Annotated in this window: 12 protein-coding genes and 2 tRNA genes; 13 read left to right on the top strand and 1 reads right to left on the bottom strand. The window is 46.8% G+C overall.

Annotation, left to right across the window (positions count from 1 at the left end):
* The first annotated feature begins 49 nt into the window (after nt 1-49).
* The 3 genes from GVV58_RS08335 to GVV58_RS08345 all read left to right on the top strand — a co-directional run bounded on the left by GVV58_RS08335 (nt 50) and on the right by GVV58_RS08345 (nt 729).
* A tRNA-Ala gene (locus GVV58_RS08335) sits at nt 50-125 on the top strand.
* 36 nt (nt 126-161) lie between these two features.
* Nucleotides 162-237 (top strand) — tRNA-Glu (locus GVV58_RS08340).
* Nucleotides 238-387: 150 nt separating this feature from the next.
* Nucleotides 388-729: a hypothetical protein gene (locus GVV58_RS08345; RefSeq protein WP_074383638.1), complete on the top strand. Its 342-nt coding sequence runs from the start codon at nt 388-390 to the stop codon at nt 727-729.
* A 69-nt stretch (nt 730-798) separates the two neighbouring features.
* Here GVV58_RS08345 and ettA read toward each other — a convergent pair whose 3' ends face one another.
* Nucleotides 799-2,460, bottom strand: a complete 1,662-nt coding sequence (gene ettA, locus GVV58_RS08350) for an energy-dependent translational throttle protein EttA (RefSeq protein ID WP_005168915.1) — start codon at nt 2,458-2,460, stop codon at nt 799-801.
* Nucleotides 2,461-2,770: 310 nt separating this feature from the next.
* Here ettA and GVV58_RS08355 point away from each other — a divergent pair, with 310 nt between their 5' ends.
* The 10 genes from GVV58_RS08355 to GVV58_RS08400 all read left to right on the top strand — a co-directional run bounded on the left by GVV58_RS08355 (nt 2,771) and on the right by GVV58_RS08400 (nt 15,426).
* Nucleotides 2,771-4,048, top strand: coding sequence for an aminotransferase class I/II-fold pyridoxal phosphate-dependent enzyme (locus tag GVV58_RS08355; RefSeq protein ID WP_005168919.1), 1,278 nt, complete (start codon nt 2,771-2,773; stop codon nt 4,046-4,048).
* Between the two features lie 296 nt (nt 4,049-4,344).
* Nucleotides 4,345-5,232, top strand: coding sequence for an SDR family NAD(P)-dependent oxidoreductase (locus GVV58_RS08360; protein ID WP_005265513.1), 888 nt, complete (start codon nt 4,345-4,347; stop codon nt 5,230-5,232).
* A gap of 226 nt (nt 5,233-5,458) precedes the next feature.
* Nucleotides 5,459-6,241, top strand: coding sequence for a bifunctional phosphoribosyl-AMP cyclohydrolase/phosphoribosyl-ATP diphosphatase HisIE (gene hisIE, locus GVV58_RS08365; RefSeq protein WP_100355220.1), 783 nt, complete (start codon nt 5,459-5,461; stop codon nt 6,239-6,241).
* Between the two features lie 15 nt (nt 6,242-6,256).
* Nucleotides 6,257-7,759, top strand: coding sequence for a UvrD-helicase domain-containing protein (locus GVV58_RS08370; protein WP_100329450.1), 1,503 nt, complete (start codon nt 6,257-6,259; stop codon nt 7,757-7,759).
* A 33-nt stretch (nt 7,760-7,792) separates the two neighbouring features.
* Entirely contained in the window at nt 7,793-9,175 is a 1,383-nt protein-coding gene (locus GVV58_RS08375) for an AAA family ATPase (RefSeq protein WP_159516330.1), read from the top strand.
* 445 nt (nt 9,176-9,620) lie between these two features.
* Nucleotides 9,621-12,458 carry a monovalent cation/H+ antiporter subunit A gene (locus GVV58_RS08380; protein ID WP_159516331.1) on the top strand — a complete coding sequence of 946 codons (2,838 nt, stop codon included), beginning with the start codon at nt 9,621-9,623 and terminating at the stop codon, nt 12,456-12,458.
* A gap of 4 nt (nt 12,459-12,462) precedes the next feature.
* Entirely contained in the window at nt 12,463-12,828 is a 366-nt protein-coding gene (locus GVV58_RS08385) for a Na+/H+ antiporter subunit C (protein WP_005168933.1), read from the top strand.
* Complete coding sequence (locus GVV58_RS08390; RefSeq protein WP_005094371.1) at nt 12,828-14,636, top strand: monovalent cation/H+ antiporter subunit D; 1,809 nt, start codon at nt 12,828-12,830, stop codon at nt 14,634-14,636. Before GVV58_RS08385 ends, GVV58_RS08390 begins: the two co-directional genes overlap by 1 nt.
* Nucleotides 14,636-15,154: a Na+/H+ antiporter subunit E gene (locus GVV58_RS08395; RefSeq protein ID WP_159516332.1), complete on the top strand. Its 519-nt coding sequence runs from the start codon at nt 14,636-14,638 to the stop codon at nt 15,152-15,154. Before GVV58_RS08390 ends, GVV58_RS08395 begins: the two co-directional genes overlap by 1 nt.
* Nucleotides 15,151-15,426, top strand: coding sequence for a monovalent cation/H+ antiporter subunit F (locus GVV58_RS08400; protein WP_005094376.1), 276 nt, complete (start codon nt 15,151-15,153; stop codon nt 15,424-15,426). Before GVV58_RS08395 ends, GVV58_RS08400 begins: the two co-directional genes overlap by 4 nt.
* Nucleotides 15,427-15,435: the final 9 nt, after the last annotated feature.

Consider the following 15,435-nt stretch of genomic DNA (forward strand, 5'->3'; position numbering starts at 1 on the left):
TTTGTTGACGTGTGAGCGCGATATCCCTAATATAGCGCTCACACAGACTGGGGTCATAGCTCAGTTGGTAGAGCGCTACAATGGCATTGTAGAGGTCAGGAGTTCGATCCTCCTTGACTCCACCAAATCAAGTCTTGCTTTAGCTGTGTAATGCCTCAATTGTCCCTATCGTCTAGAGGCCTAGGACATCGCCCTTTCACGGCGGTAACCGGGGTTCGAATCCCCGTAGGGACGCCATATTCAAGATTACTTTTGAAGTGGTCTTTTAAAAAACCCAAGCATTATGACTTGGGTTTTTTATTGCCTGTATATTTTATGTTGGGCAATATTTCGGTTTCTTCGCATCTTCCGATAAAATAATCAGTAATTTAGAATTTTGGAGTTGTAATGCAATATCGTTGCCCTAAGTGTCAAAGCCCGAAAATCATGCCGGTGGCCCAGCCAGGTCAAGCAGCTCCACGTCCGGTGGTTCCTAAAAGCCTGATGTTTCTGGTGCCCGCCCTATTCCTATTATTATTGCTGGTGATCATCAGTATCGCGATGTGGATCTTTGGTGATGGTGCAGGTACAACTTTACAGACTGCAACCGTCATCGTCTTTATTCTTTCTTTGATTGCAGGCTTTATATTCTATAAAGATTTGCCTGATTTTAAAATTTCCATGCAGGCCTTCATGCAGACCCAAAAGAAATGGAAATGTCGCGAATGTAATCATGAGTGGGAAATCTAAGTCATTACCCACCACCCTATAAGCACAAAAACCAGCCCGAAGGCTGGTTTTTTATTTTAAAATCAGGGATTAAACACCAATTTTACGGTATTTTTGACGCTTCGCAACCAGATCATCACCATCGCGCTTACGGCGATATTCTTCAAACTCAGCATAGTTACCGGTGAAGAATTCAGGTGTTTCGCCTTCAAATGACAAAATGTGCGTTGCAATACGGTCCAGGAACCAACGGTCATGCGAGATCACCATCACAGTACCCGGGAACACCAGAATGGCATCCTCAAGCGCACGTAAGGTTTCGATATCCAGGTCGTTTGACGGTTCATCGAGCAAGATTACGTTTGCGCCCATTTGCAGGATTTTAGCCAGTTGTAAACGGTTACGCTCACCACCTGACAATTGACCGACACGTTTTTGCTGATCTTGGCCTTTAAAGTTAAAACGACCGATATATGCACGAGATGCAATTTCGTATTCGCCAATCTTCAAGATGTCTAAACCGCCAGAAACTTCTTCCCAAACCGTTTTGTTGTCATCAAGCGTGTCACGAATCTGACCCACATAAGCCACTTTCACCGACTCACCCAGTACCACAGAACCGGTATCCGGTTGTTGTTCACCGGTCATCATGCGGAACAGTGTGGTTTTACCTGCACCGTTCTCACCGACGATACCCACGATCGCAGCAGGCGGTACAACGAATGATAAATCTTTATACAGGGTACGATCACCAAACGATTTGCTGATGCCTTCAACTTCTACAACCTTGTTGCCTAGACGTGGGCCAGGTGGAATGTAGATTTCAGAGGTTTCGTTACGCTGTTGGAATTCACGCGAGTTAAGCTCTTCAAAACGCTCCATACGCGCTTTGTTTTTCTTTTGCTGGCCTTTGGCATTTGAGCGAACCCATTCAAGTTCTTTTTTCAATGCTTTAGCAAAAGATTCTTCTTGCTTGTTCTCTTGCTCTAGACGCGCATTTTTCTGCTCTAACCAAGAAGAGTAGTTACCTTGGTATGGAATGCCCATGCCACGGTCAAGCTCAAGAATCCACTCAGCCACGTTATCCAAGAAATAACGGTCATGCGTAATCGCAACGATGGTACCCGGGAAGTCTTTCAAGAAACGTTCTAACCAGGCAACAGATGATGCATCTAAATGGTTCGTCGGTTCGTCAAGAAGCAACATGTCTGGCTTAGACAAGAGCAAACGGCACAGTGCCACACGGCGGCGTTCACCACCTGAAAGCAGTTTAACATCGGCATCCCACGCTGGAAGGTTCAGTGCAGCAGCTGCCTGATCCATCTGATTGGCAAGGTTATGTGCATCCCATGCATGGATAATGGCTTCGAGCTTTTCTTGCTCTTTTGCAAGTGCATCAAAGTCAGCATCTTCTGCTGCATATTCTGCAAATACTTCGTCAAGACGTGCCAAAGCATCCAGCGGCTCACGCAGACCATCTTCAACGTTGCCACGCACGTCTTTAGTTTCATCTAAAGGCGGCTCTTGCTCGAGATAACCGATTTTAGTACCTGGTTGTGCACGTGCTTCACCAGAGAAATCTTTATCTACGCCCGCCATAATACGAAGCAAGGTCGATTTACCTGCACCGTTTAGACCAAGCACACCAATTTTTGCGCCCGGGAAAAATGATAAGGAGATATCTTTCAGGATTTCGCGTTTCGGCGGCACCATCTTAGACACTCGGTTCATCGTATAAATATATTGGGCCACGTAGGACTCCTCAACTGAAAAACCAAATGGGGTTAAAACAACCACCCCAGCTCAAAAAAGAGCGAAAAAATAATCGGCTATTATACGCAGAAAGCTGCGAAAACATAAGCCATTGCCATGAACTTCAATGCATTGTTACAAGTTTATTTATGGTGATTTTTCAAACAGCTGATTTAAGTCAAATAAGTGCGTCGAATCCCAATTTATATATGATTATTTCATCTATCTATTTCAGTAAAATTGCACTTTTACTTATATATGAAAATGTTACACTCAAGTCATAAACTTAAACACAAGAAGATCAGTCATAATGAGTTATAAAGCAGAAACCCTTGCGATTCATGCAGGTTATAGCCCTGAAGCCACCACCAAAGCAGTTGCAGTGCCAATTTACCAAACTACGTCTTATGCCTTTGACAATACTCAACATGGGGCCGATTTGTTCGATTTAAAGGTACAGGGCAATATCTATACCCGGATCATGAACCCGACCACGGCGGTGTTAGAGCAACGTATCGCCGCACTTGAAGGCGGGATTGGCGCACTTGCTTTAGCGTCTGGTATGGCTGCAATTACCTATGCGATTCAGACCATTGCTGAAGCCGGTGACAATATTGCATCCGTATCTACGCTCTATGGCGGCACCTATAACCTGTTCGCACACACCCTGCCGAAGCAAGGTATTGACGTGCGTTTCTTTGATTATGAAAAACCGGAAAGCTTGCGTAGTTTAATTGATGACAAGACCAAACTGGTCTTTGTGGAATCCATTGGTAATCCACTGGGTAATATTATTGATCTGGAAGAGATTGCAAAAATCGCGCATGAGTACGGTGTGCCTGTGGTCGTGGACAACACGGTGGCAACGCCAGTGCTACAAAAATCTTTTGATTTTGGTGCCGACATTATCGTGCATTCATTGACCAAATATATCGGCGGTCATGGCAATTCGATTGGTGGCATCATTGTCGATAGCGGTAAATTCCCGTGGGGTAAATATCCTGAACGCTTTCCCGCGCTGAATACCCCCGATCCAAGTTATCATGGCGTAAACTATGTCGAAGTTCTCGGTGAAGCGGCTTATATCGCTCGAGCGCGTGTGGTGCCACTACGCAATACTGGGGCCGCGATCAGCCCGCAGAATGTGTTTCTGATCCTGCAAGGTTTGGAAACTTTAAGTCTGCGTATGGAGCGTCATACTGAAAATGCGCTTAAAATTGCGGAATATTTACAGCAGCATCCTAAAGTAAAATGGGTCAATTACGCTGGTCTGAAAGATCATCCACAACATGCCTTGGCACAAAAATATGTGAAAGGTAAACCATCTGCGATTCTAACCTTTGGCGTAGAGCATGGTCTTGAAGGCGGCACACGTTTTATTGATGCGCTGCAACTGTTTACCCGTCTGGTCAATATCGGCGATGCCAAAAGTCTCGCTTGTCATCCGGCGACCACCACACATCGCCAACTCAATGCCGAGGAGTTAAAATCAGCAGGTGTCAGTGAAGATATGGTGCGACTCTCGATTGGGATTGAACATATTGATGACCTGATCGCGGATCTGGAACAGGCGTTAGCGACCGTTTAAAGGCGTGTTTCATCTGACTCAAAACTCCACTCTTTCTGGTGGAGTTTTTTTATTTATATTCTAAAACAGCCACTTGCTTTGCTTTTTATTTTCATGGTAAAAGTTAAATGAAATAGCGAACACAAATAGAGCAATTACTCTAATTTTTATTTTAATTTCAATAGTTTAATTTATAGATTTTCTTGAAGAATTGGTTATCATATCTTGACTCACCTTCGCTCTCATCTTCTGTTAGAGCGCCATAGACCTTTAATAAAAATAATTTGAACGCTGACTTCAAATTAGGGATAACAAACGTGAAAACTAGACTACACAAACAACTGGAAAAACGTGTTGCAGGTAAAACCGTCCTGATTACCGGCGCATCCAGCGGTATTGGTTTAACGACGGCACATCAACTGGCCGATGCAGGTGCCCATGTTTTACTGGTGGCCCGTACTCAAGAAACCCTAGAACAAGTAAAAGCAGACATTGAAGCCAAAGGCGGCAAAGCCTCAATCTTTCCATGCGATTTAAACAATATGGAGGCGATTGATGAGGTCTCCAAACAGATCATTGCCTCAGTCGATCATATTGATATTCTGATCAATAATGCGGGTCGTTCGATTCGCCGCGCCGTGCATGAATCGGTCGACCGCTTCCATGATTTTGAACGGACCATGCAGCTGAACTATTTCGGCGCCGTGCGTCTGGTCATGAATATCCTGCCACAAATGATGATCCGTCGCGCGGGTCATATCATTAACATCAGTTCGATTGGCGTACTGGCCAATGCCACCCGTTTTTCGGCCTATGTTGCTTCAAAAGCTGCGCTGGATGCTTTTAGTCGCTGCCTGTCTGCAGAAGTACATTCGCATAAAATCGCAATCACCTCGATCTATATGCCTTTGGTACGCACTCCGATGATTGCACCAACCAAAATTTATAAATACGTCCCGACACTTTCTCCGGAACAGGCGGCTGACCTGATTGCCTATGCCATCGTGAAACGCCCGAAGAAAGTTGCGACCGGTTTGGGTCGTCTGGCCTCGATTACTTATTCGATTGCCCCGGATATCAACAATGTTCTGATGTCGATTGGTTATAACCTGTTCCCAAGTTCAAGTGCCTCTGTGGGTCAACCACAAAAATTAAATTTGGTGCAAAAAGCATATGCACGGCTGTTCCCGGGCGAACACTGGTAATTTTTACTGGGATAATTTCCTGAAAATACGAGCCGCCGACCGGGCGGCTTTTTTGATGTCTCAGTTTTAAATCTCTAGGTGAAAGCAAGCTCATCTGGATCACACACGACATAGCCTGTCTTTATCGACACAGATTTTTGCCGCAAATGCTGCGAGATCACGTACACTATCTGCGGATATTTCCTATCCGTATTTTTATATTTTGATTGAAATGATGGAAACCCTTATGAACAACGCGCAATGGCTCGATGAAGTAAAATTTAACGAACAAGGATTAGTCCCTGCCATTGCCCAGCATCATCAAACTGGTCGTGTCTTGATGGTGGCCTGGATGAATCGTGAAGCGCTGGCACTGACGGCTGAGAAAAACCAAGCCGTGTATTTCTCCCGTTCACGCAGCAAATTATGGCATAAGGGCGAAGAATCAGGACATTTTCAAACCGTACATGAAATCCGTCTGGACTGTGATGCCGATGTAATTGTGCTGCAAATTGAACAGCATGGCGGCATTGCCTGCCATACCGGCCGTGAATCCTGTTTCTATCGCAAACTCACGCCAAATGGCTGGGAAATTGTCGATGCACAACTGAAAGATCCGGCTGCAATTTATGGTGAAAAATCTGCCAATCCGCATACGCAAGCGATGAATGCTTCAAGCGCCCAGTCTGAACAGGTTGAAGTCTTGTCTTATCTGGGCCAGATGATGGCAGAGCGTAAGCAGGCCGATCCGGATTCCTCTTATGTGGCCAAGCTCTATCACAAAGGCCTGAACAAGATTTTAGAAAAAGTCGGTGAAGAAAGCTTTGAAACTGTGCTGGCTGCCAAAGATTTCAACGCTCAGGTCTCTCAAGACAATAAAAATGATCTGATCTATGAAGTTGCTGATCTGTGGTTCCATACCATTGTGATGCTGGGTTATTTCGATATCGAACCGCAACTGGTCTTGAATGAGCTGGCACGTCGTCAGGGCTTATCCGGTCTGGTTGAAAAAGCCAGCCGTCAGCATTAAATGATGAATATGCCTGTGTCTGATCTGCAAAAACCCAAGGCCACTTATGAGCAGGCCACTGCCATCGATAATGCCCGTCTGGGTAATTCCTTTAAAGTGATTGCCTATGCCGGCACAGGTAAAACCACCACACTACAAATGATCAGTGATGCCATGCCTGAACGGCGTGGCATGTATCTGGCTTTCAACAAAGCCATTGCCAGTGAAGCGCAAGCCAAATTTCATCGCGGCGTAGATTGCCGCACTTTTCACTCGCTGGCATTTCGCAGTGTTCCACGTGGAATCACCGACAAGCTGCGTCTGCCCCGTTTAAGCCCAAGCTTTATTGCCAAAGAATACCATCTGGAACCGATGACCATGCGCCGTATGATGGGTGGGCGTTATGAAAAATATGTCTTGATGCCTTCGCGTCTGGCGAGTTTAGTCGCCAATGCAGTTGGCTATTTCTGTTCGACCAGTTCGCAATATCCTGCTCCGCGGCATATTCAGGCACCGAGCTGGTTGCATCCAGATGATATTGAGATCCTGCAAAAGAAACTTTATCCGGCCGTAGAACGGCGCTGGCTAGAATCAATCGATCCCAATCATCAGGCCGGGATTGGCCATGATATTTACCTGAAACTCTGGGCGCTGTCTGAACCGAATATTCCGGCCGATTATGTGCTGTTTGATGAAGCGCAGGATGCCGACCCACTCATGCTCGGAATTTTGCTGAAACAGCGGAATACTCAGGTGATTTATGTCGGTGACGCGCATCAGCAGATTTATGCCTGGCGCGGTGCGGTGAATGCCATGCAGCAACTGCCTTTACCCGAATCACGCCTGACCACATCGTTTCGTTTCGGCCGTGAAATCGCGTTAAATGCCAATGCCATTTTAGGTGCACTGAATGAAACCGTGCCTTTGCTTGGCAATCCGTTGTTAGATTCTAAAGTCGTGAATAAACCGCATACCAAAATGCGGGATGCGATTCTGTGCCGGACCAATGCCCGAGCTATGGAGTTGTTATTAGCAGGTTTAGTTCGTGGCGATAAAGTCAGCCTGCAAGCCGATCATGTCAAACTGAATCGTTTTGTCGATGCGGCTGCCATGTTGAAACAGGGCAAACGTGTGGTCGATGTGCCGGAACTGGCCTGGTTTAATTCCTGGCATGATGTGCATGAATACTGTGAAACCAATGAAGGTAGCGACATCAAACCGCTGGTTAAACTGGTCGATGAACATGGCACCGATCCATTGAAAAAAGCCCTGGCCAAAATCACCCCGATTGGACAGGCGGACTATATTATTTCCACTGCCCATAAGGCCAAAGGTCTGGAGTGGGAACGGGTGCATATTGAAGATGACTATCAGTTTAAGCTGAATGAAAAAGATCATAAAATTAGTGATGAAGAGCTACGTTTACTTTACGTGGCCTGTACACGTGCTAAAGTAAGCTTAAATATTCATCACATTTATGACCTGATTCAACAACTGAAGATCAAGATGCCGCAGTCGCTTCGTCAAGCCGTCGGTTAAGGTATGGATGTAAAATCATGGTACAGGTGACCTATGCACATCGAAGCGCTTCAACTGAAACACACCCTGCATTTTCCAGAGATTCAGCTTCAGCTTGATTATTCACAATATCCGCTTACCTTAATTTTGGGCAATCAGGGTACTGGCAAAACCACTTTGTTACGCTGTGCTTATCAGGCGCTGACCTGGTTTGCAGCGCGTTATCGCGATAGCCGGGCTGCCGGTCTGGTGATGCCTGATCAGGACATCATGCAACACCGGCTGCAATCCAAAATTGATATCCGGGTTGGCTTTCCCGAAGAGGTTTCAGCGCTTACAGAATCCAGCCAGACTGAAGCTGCACAGCAACAGAGCTGTTCCTGGCAAGTCTATAAGACTTTAAATAGTCAGGGACTCGGCTTTAGCAAAGCAGAAACTGCGCAACTGGACAGCATGCTTGGGCTTTATCAGAAAGCCCGATTCAATGATCCTCTGCTCGGCTTGCCGCTGATTGCCTATTATCCTGCCGACCGCTTTGTCAATGACGTCAATCTGATCAGCAAAAACAATCCGGCTATTTTCCATACAGCGCATGCTTACGACATTAGCGCGATTCCGTTTACGACCTTTGCCCGTTTCTTTGAATGGTTGCGTGAAGTCAGTGATATTGAAAATGCGCAAAGCGCCAAGATCATGGATCAGATTTTAGCACGTGCCTTGCAGCAACCTGAAGATATTCGGGGAGATGAACTGGCGCGGCAGATTGAAAAAGCGCAAGCACAGCTCCATACCCCGCATTTAACGGCCTTAAAAAATGCCTTGTCGCAGGTATTGCCTGACATCAGCCAGATTGAGTTAAAATACCAGCCCAAGCTGCAACTGATGCTGACCTATCAGGACAAGCGTTTTACTTTTCAGCAGCTTCCCAATAGCATCCGCACCTGGATTGCGCTGGTGGGCGATATTGTACGGCGTCTTTGTCTGCTCAATCCGAACAGTTTATTTCCATGTCAGGAAGGTACAGGAGTGTTGTTGATTGATGCCATTGATCATCAGCTGGATCAGGATCTGGCAGCAGAGATTCTGCCGCGTCTGCATCAGGCATTTCCTAATTTGCAAATTATTGCCACCGGCAACCGACCTGAGTTACTGGAACAGGCACAGGCCTTTCAGTGTTTAAGACTCGAAAATAAACAGTTGCATCCAATTCATCTTGAAAGCATGAAAATCCAGTTTGATCAGATCTATGCCGAAATGGGTCTACATACTGATCCAGACGCAATTCCTGCCGAAGAAGCGCTAATAGAAACCGTCACCGAACCGACTACACCGCTTGCTGTATTACAGCGGATTCAGCAACAGTTGAATCCTGAACAGCAGCAGGAATTGTTACGTTTACTTGCTCAGGATCAGCCGACGCTACCGCAATCGCTCTAAGTAACGTTGAAAAACAGTAATGATCGTTTCAATGAATATCGAGATTTATCCAGACCATTTTAGTGCTGTCTTTTTGCAATTGTAAAACTGCATTTAGTCATATTTACAATCAATGCTTGCAATTTAATCTTAATTTTCGGTCACTTCTGGATGATCTGTTTAAGCATCCACCCCACGCCAAAAGCCTGCTCGCGTATAATTTATAAGTTCGACATAAAAACGTTGATGTTGTTGTTATCCTGTAATATGATCGGTTTTATTTGCGAATTTCATTGTAAAATCGGAATTTGCTATCGTTTATAAGTTGCGCAATACAACTATTTTTATATTCTTTTGAATATTCTTTTGGCTTTCAAGATTGAGAAGTTTGGGTTGCTCCTTGTAATCCTGTAGTCCTTGAAAGATGAAGATTCACCCTAGGTTGGTCACAACCTAAATCACGACAATGGATACGAGTGTGCTGCCGATTATTATATTGTTACCGTTAGTATTAGGCACAACCCTTGTCTCGTGGCTGAAGCAATTTTCGCGCGGGGTAACGGCTTTAGGGGCAATTGGTGTCAGCCTCAGCAGTTTCTTATTATTATTGAGTCAGGCGCCTGCCATCTTTGATGGTGCCGTGATTACCCAGACCTGGTCCTGGCTGCCCCAGCTCGGGATCGATTTCAGTTTCCGTCTGGATTCTCTGGCCCTGCTGTTTGCCTTGCTGATCAGTGGCATAGGCACCCTGATCTATATTTATGCCTATTATTATCTCAATCCTAAAAATTCGCTGAGCAAACTTTATTTCTTGCTGATGCTGTTTATGGCAGCCATGCTCGGAATTTCATTGTCAAATAACTTGCTGATCCTGCTGGTTTTCTGGGAACTCACCAGTATTTCATCATTTTTACTGGTGGGCTATTGGAGCAATTACGAAGCCGCACAGCGCGGCTCACGTATGGCCTTGACCATTACCGGCATGGGTGGCTTGGCCATGCTTGGTGGCTTCATCCTGCTGGGTCAAATTACCGGCACTTATCAGATTGATCAAATCCTGACGATGACTGAACAGATCCAGTCACATGCGCTATTTGTTCCCACTTTGTTGCTGATTTTACTCGGTGCCTTTACCAAAAGTGCGCAGTTCCCCTTCCATTTCTGGTTACCCAATGCCATGGCAGCACCGACACCGGTCTCTGCCTATTTACACTCGGCCACCATGGTCAAAGCCGGCCTGTTTCTGGTCGCACGTTTACTCCCGATTTTTGCTGGCGCGGCACTGTTTCATAATATTGTGACCTTTGTCGGTCTGTTTACCCTGTGCATGGCCGCCTTTTTTGCCATTTTTAAGGAAGATCTGAAAGGCCTGTTGGCCTATTCAACCATCAGTCATCTGGGTCTGATCATGTGTCTGCTCGGGATTGGTTCTCCACTGGCAGTCGCAGCGGCAATTTTCCATATTATTAACCACGCGACCTTTAAAGCGGCCCTGTTTATGATTGCCGGTATTATCGATCATGAATCTGGCACCCGTGATTTACGTAAGCTTTCCGGTCTGTGGCAACTGCTGCCCTTTACTGCAACGCTGACCATGATCACTGCGGCCTCTATGGCCGGTGTTCCATTGACCAATGGTTTCCTCTCCAAAGAGATGTTCTTTACTGAGCTGGTGGCCAATTTAAGCGGGCCAGTGCTGGTCGGTTCAGCCATTGTGGCAACATTGGCCGGAATTTTTGCAGTCACTTATTCGATTCGTCTGGTGCATGGGGTATTTTTCGACGGTCCACTGGGCAAGCAAGTCCCGAATAAAAATGCGCATGAGCCACCATTTGGCATGCGTGCACCCGCCACTTTACTGGCATTTTTATGTATTTTAGTGGGCCTATTGCCAGCACTTTTGGTCGAAAAAATCGTGAATAGTACCACGCAGGCAACGACTCAAAATTTTGCTTTTGAAGGTACGCATCTGGCCCTCTGGCATGGGTTTAATCTGCCATTATTAATGAGTGTGATTGCTTTGGCCGGTGGTGCGGTGTTTTACTTTTCTCTGGCCAAAGGTGGTGCCTTACGTGAAATTGATCTGGATCCAAAACTGGGCCGCTTACAGGGTCGGATCCTGTTTGACCTGTTCCTGAAAAATCTGCTGTTAAATTCACGTCGTTTCCGCCGTGCCACTGAAACTGGCAAATTACAAAGCTATTTATTGTGGATTGTGATCTTTACCATCGGCCTGGTTGGTTTCCCATTGTTATCCAATGGTATCGGTAGCGGTACGCGTGAGCTGACCCATGCCCCTGCCCTGGCCATTGTCTTGTGGATGTTGCTGTTCTCTGCCTGCTGGATGCTGCTATGGTTCCATCATGAACGGATTAAAGCGGTACTGATCAGTGGTGCAGTAGGTCTGGTGGTGACCATGGTCTTTATTGGCTTCTCGGCACCTGACCTGGCATTGACCCAAATTACGGTCGATGTAGTAACCACCGTCTTGTTATTAATGAGTTTATCTCTGCTACCGCAGCTAACCCCTTATGAATCCAGTCCAACCCGGCGCTGGCGTGATGCGATCATTGCGCTAGGCGGCGGTCTCGGTATTGCCACCATCGCCTGGCTGATCATGACCCGTGATCATAATTCTATTTCATGGTTCTTCCTGCAGCAGTCAATTCCACTCGGCGGCGGCACCAATGTGGTCAATGTGATTCTGGTCGACTTCCGTGGTTTCGATACCTTCGGCGAAATTACTGTACTCGGGATTGCCGCGATTGGTGTGCTTAGCCTGATGGATGGCATGCGTGCGCATGGCACCACCATGACCCAAGGTTTGACCTATCGATTTAATCCCTCCCCCTTGATGTTACGTATCACGGCATCATGGATTTTACCTGTAGCTCTGGTAGTCAGCCTGTATATCTTTATGCGTGGCCATAACCTGCCGGGCGGTGGATTCATTGCCGGATTAGTCACCTCACTGGCCTTAATTATTCAATATATTGCAGTGGGACAGGATAAAACTGAACAGTTGCTGGGTGCCAAATCTGGTCGTCTTTATGAAATCTGGATTGGCGTGGGTTTAACCATTGCCGGTTTGACCGGGGTTGCAGCCTGGTTCTGGTCACGCCCATTCCTGACCAGCGCACATATCTATGTTTCGCCACCCGTGATTGGAGAAATGCATCTGGCTTCGGCGGCGCTGTTTGATGTCGGTGTCTATGTCACTGTAGTCGGTGCGACCATGCTGATGATTTCTGTCCTGGGCGATTCACGTCACTCCAGTATGACTGGCCCAGTACCAAGAGGATAATAGAATGATGAGTTTAGAATTTTTATTAGCCTCCGCCATTGGTCTACTCGCCGCCACCGGAATCTATCTGATTCTGCGTGCGCGTACTTTTCCGGTGGTGCTGGGCTTGGCCATGATTGGTTATGCGGTCAACCTGTTTTTATTTGCCATGGGGCGGATCCAGATGAATTCGCCTGCCGTATTGACCGAGGCCTCCAGAGTCACCGATCCCCTTCCGCAGGCACTGGTGCTGACCGCCATCGTGATTGGCTTTGCCACCACTGCCTTTATTGTTCAGCTGGCACTGCGTAGCCGTTATGAATCAGGAACAGACCACGTTGATTCAAAAGAAGAAACACCTCAGATTGACCCACGTGAGGATGAGCCTTAATGACTGATCTTCTTCACTTCTGGTCTCAACATACGCCAATTTTCAGTATTCTTTTACCGGCCATTACCGCTTTTAGTCTGGTACTTTTAGGCAATCCGGGTTCTGGCTCCCTGACCACAGACTGGCGTCAGCCTTGGCGTCGTGGTATCAGCCATATCTCGGGTATCTTGGGTCTGATCATTGCGGTCAGTTATTTAATTGACAGCAGTCAGGGTCAAGTCAGTGTATATACACTGGGCGAATGGGCCGCACCTTTTGGGATCGTGCTGGTGCTGGACCAACTCTCTGCCATGATGCTGGTGTTGACCTATGCCCTGGCAGTACCGGTGGTCTGGTATGCCAGTAAAGAATGGGATACCCGTGGCCGTTATTTCCATACCATGGTGCATTTCCTGCTGATGGGCCTGACCGGCGCCTTCCTGACTGGTGACTTATTCAACCTGTTCGTATTCTTTGAAATCTTGCTGATGGCGTCCTATGTGCTGCTATTGCATGGACAGGGCAAGGCGCGTTTCCAGCTGGGAATTCATTACGTCACCATTAACCTGCTGGCTTCTGCGCTGTTCCTGATTGGACTCGGCATGATTTATGGCAGTGTCGGCAGTCTGAACATGGCCGATGTGGCGCGCTTAATGCCTACCTTGGCAGCAGATCAGCATAAACTGGCCGTTGCCGGTGGACTCATGCTATTCGTGGTCTTCGGGATTAAGGCGGCAATGCTGCCGGTGGGCTTCTGGTTACCCAAAACCTATGCCGTAGCCACCACCCCTGTTGCCGCACTCTTTACCATTATGACCAAAGTCGGGATCTATGCGATTTTGCGAATCAATGGAACTGTTTTTGATGATGAATACAGCCATCAGATTCTGATGAACTGTCTACTGGTGATCGGTCTGATTACTTCAGTCTATGGTGTCATTTGTGCGATTGGTACAGAACGCCTGCGCCGTTTTGTCGGCTTTATGGTGCTGTCTTCAGTCGGCACGATTCTGGTGGCGATTGGCATGAATACGACTGCAGCCTGGGCCGGCGCCCTGTACTATATGGTACACAGTACCCTGATTGCTGCAGCATTTTATATCCTGTCTGGCTGGATTACCTCACAGCGCGGTGAGTTCAAAGATCATTTTAAAATCGCACCGCTGATGAAACAGAACAAGCTGGTTTCGATTATCTATTTCATCATTGCCTTGATGATGGCCGGTCTGCCACCGTTCAGCGGCTTCTTTGGCAAAGTCTTTATTTTGCAGGCTTCTGCCAATTCAGAGCATCAGATGATCATTATCCTGACCATTCTGCTGGTGAGTTTCCTCAGTATTCTGGCTTTTACTCGAGTCGGCTTTATGCTGTTCTGGCGCTCGACCAAACCTGAAGATGATTTGAATTCTGACGATTTCCACAAATATGAAGCTTTACCCAGTAAGGCACCTGCACGTAATGATCACACGATCTATTTGCTACTTGCCGGCTTAACAGCTTATGTTGTATTTGCTGGACCGATCTATCAATATAACTATCAGACGGCAGAACAGATTAAAAACAATCCGGTCTATGAAGCTGCCCTGTTAAAACGTGATGCAGAAGGTCAATTTATTAGTGTGCAACCCTTTGATCCAAGTTATTTGCCAGAAACCAAATATGGTGGCGAGGTGGTGGATCCAAATGCACATCTGATTCCTTATATGATTTCAGAAGCCACTTTGGAAGGTGAAAATATTTCTGAATTCAAACAACGTCAGATTGACCAGCAGCATATTGAACAAACCCAACATGATGATAATCAACTTAAACCGGCGGAGGGACCTTAATGGCTGAATCATTCCTGCAACGTTGGTTCCCGCACCCGTTGGTTTCTGTAATCGTGGGACTCAGCTGGACTTTACTGTCACATAGCACAGAAGCCGGAACCTTGCTGGTGGCCCTGCTTCTGGCGATTGTCATTCCCAAAATGGTCGCGCCGTTTATTGACTATACCCCGAATATCCAGTGGTGGCCTGCGCTGCGTCTGTTCTTTGTCGTGGTCTGGGACATTGTGGTGGCCAATCTTAAAGTTGCAAAACTGGTCTTGGGGCCGACCAAAAACCTACATCCCAAATGGTTCCGTGTGCCTCTGGAAACCGAGCATGAAGAAGTCAACACCTTACTGGCCATGATTATTACCACTACACCGGGCACAGTCACTGCCGGTATTGATCAGGATCGTGGTGATATTCTGGTGCATGCTTTAAGCACGGATGATGAAGCAGCTGAAATCGAGCTGATCAAACAACGTTATGAACAGCCCTTGCTTAAAATTTTCAGCGCACAGACAGGAGAAAAAATATGACGATTCTGCCTTATGCATTAATGATTTGCCTGGGTGCAGTCACTGTCTCGATGTTACTCTGCCTGATCCGACTCATTACCGGCCCTTCTATCGTTGACCGCCTCTTGGCACTCGATACCCTGTTCCTGAATGCCACCTGTCTGATTGTCATTTTGGGAATTTACTGGAGTAGCACTTTTCTGTTTGAAGAGGCCTTACTGGTGGCGATGCTCGGCTTTGTCTCTACAGCAGCTTTGGCGCGTTATTTCACCACTGGCCATGTCATCGACTAGGAGTTTTTA

This window comes from Acinetobacter sp. 18QD2AZ41W, assembly GCF_009829025.1.
Classification (GTDB): domain Bacteria; phylum Pseudomonadota; class Gammaproteobacteria; order Pseudomonadales; family Moraxellaceae; genus Acinetobacter; species Acinetobacter pseudolwoffii.

Bases quoted from the DNA above. Each gene is read 5' to 3' on its own strand.
- GVV58_RS08380 (WP_159516331.1), top strand. From the start codon at position 9,621: ATGGATACGAGTGTGCTGCCGATTATTATATTGTTACCGTTAGTATTA.
- GVV58_RS08375 (WP_159516330.1), top strand. From the start codon at position 7,793: ATGCACATCGAAGCGCTTCAACTGAAACACACCCTGCATTTTCCAGAG.
- GVV58_RS08400 (WP_005094376.1), top strand. From the start codon at position 15,151: ATGACGATTCTGCCTTATGCATTAATGATTTGCCTGGGTGCAGTCACT.
- GVV58_RS08345 (WP_074383638.1), top strand. From the start codon at position 388: ATGCAATATCGTTGCCCTAAGTGTCAAAGCCCGAAAATCATGCCGGTG.
- GVV58_RS08395 (WP_159516332.1), top strand. From the start codon at position 14,636: ATGGCTGAATCATTCCTGCAACGTTGGTTCCCGCACCCGTTGGTTTCT.
- hisIE (WP_100355220.1), top strand. From the start codon at position 5,459: ATGAACAACGCGCAATGGCTCGATGAAGTAAAATTTAACGAACAAGGA.
- GVV58_RS08355 (WP_005168919.1), top strand. From the start codon at position 2,771: ATGAGTTATAAAGCAGAAACCCTTGCGATTCATGCAGGTTATAGCCCT.
- GVV58_RS08385 (WP_005168933.1), top strand. From the start codon at position 12,463: ATGATGAGTTTAGAATTTTTATTAGCCTCCGCCATTGGTCTACTCGCC.
- GVV58_RS08390 (WP_005094371.1), top strand. From the start codon at position 12,828: ATGACTGATCTTCTTCACTTCTGGTCTCAACATACGCCAATTTTCAGT.